Source organism: Pedobacter sp. 05L430, assembly GCF_056397585.1.
On sequence record NZ_JBFTNT010000528.1, the window covers coordinates 1 to 1,386 of the forward strand.

Here is a 1,386-nt window from a genome sequence, read left to right on the forward strand (position 1 = left end):
ATATGAGTCTAAACTCTGAGGAACGAATAGTTTACTTCTGCTTCCTTCTCATTCTAAATTATCAAAAACAAATCTAAAGGACGATAGGAGAGATCTCTTGTTTATGCTAATTTGCTGTGTAGCTACTTCATGGTCAAGAGATCTCTCCTATCGTCGAGATGGCGAGAAAGAAATATGTTGTGACGAATACCTAACACAAAAGATACAAGTAAGAAAACAAAATGTTGGCAACTAAAATTCCGAATTCTTTTGCGCCTGATTAACTTTGGGCCATGAGACAATATACCCTAAGCGCATCCCTAATTATATTGACCATAGCCCTGGTATCCTGGGGCCAGAAAGGTCATAAAGCCATTGCCACTATTGCAGAAAAACACTTAGCTCCAAACACAAAAACCATAGTAAGCACCTATCTGAAAGGTGAAACCATGAGCGAGGCAAGTACTTGGGCTGATGAGATTAGTGATGATCCTCAATATAAAAAAACTGCATCCTGGCATTACATCAACCTTCCAATGGGATTAACCAAAGAGCAGTTTACAGATTACGTTATTAAACAAGACAAAGACAATGTTTATACTGCAATTTTAAAAGCAGAGGCAAACCTTAAAGATAAAACACTTAGTTTGGCACAAAAAAATCAGGCATTAAAATTCCTGATTCATCTTGTTGGTGATGCACACCAACCCATGCATGTTAGCCGTGCCGAAGATAAGGGCGGCAATGATGTACAGGTAAGATTTAATGGAAATGGAACTAATTTGCATGCCTTATGGGATGGAAAACTTATAGACCATGAAGGATTCAATTATGCTGAAATGGCAAAAAAATACGATTGGGCCAACCCGGAACAAGTGAAGAAATGGCAGGCCGATAGCCCTATGCAATGGCTATGGGAAAGTTACCAGGTAAGCACTCAGATCTACGACGACACTCAGCCAGGTAGTAACATTGATGAAGCTAGCTACAAAAGATCAATCGCAATTGTCCACCTGCGCATTGCTCAAGCTGGTATACGATTGGCTGGAGAATTAAACAAACTATTTAACGAACAACAACAGACTCGCCCTATAGAAAAACCGATAGTACCTATCGCTGTAGTTCCGTCCAAACCTTTGGCTAAAGCAATCACGGTAAAATTAACTGACCTAAAGAGCTCTGTTGGCAAGAATGTAATAGTAACAGGCAAGGTATTTAGCCTGAAAGACATTAAAAGTATGGTATTAGTTAATGTTGGAGCAGCGCATCCCAATCAACTCCTTACCCTAGCGCTAAAAGGGAAAGCGAAAGTATTGGCAGATAAGATTAACGGAAAAACCATCACTATTCAAGGCACAGTGAGCTTATTTAAAAATAAACCAGAGATGGTAGTGACTGACCCTAGCC

1 protein-coding gene is annotated in these 1,386 nt (G+C 39.8%); it reads left to right on the top strand.

All coding sequences use genetic code 11. The annotated features are described in order from the left end of the window. Nucleotides 1-272 precede the first annotated feature (272 nt). Nucleotides 273-1,386, top strand: a 1,114-nt coding sequence (locus AC1DG9_RS27070; protein ID WP_477635695.1) for a S1/P1 nuclease, incomplete at its 3' end; no start/stop codon positions are given.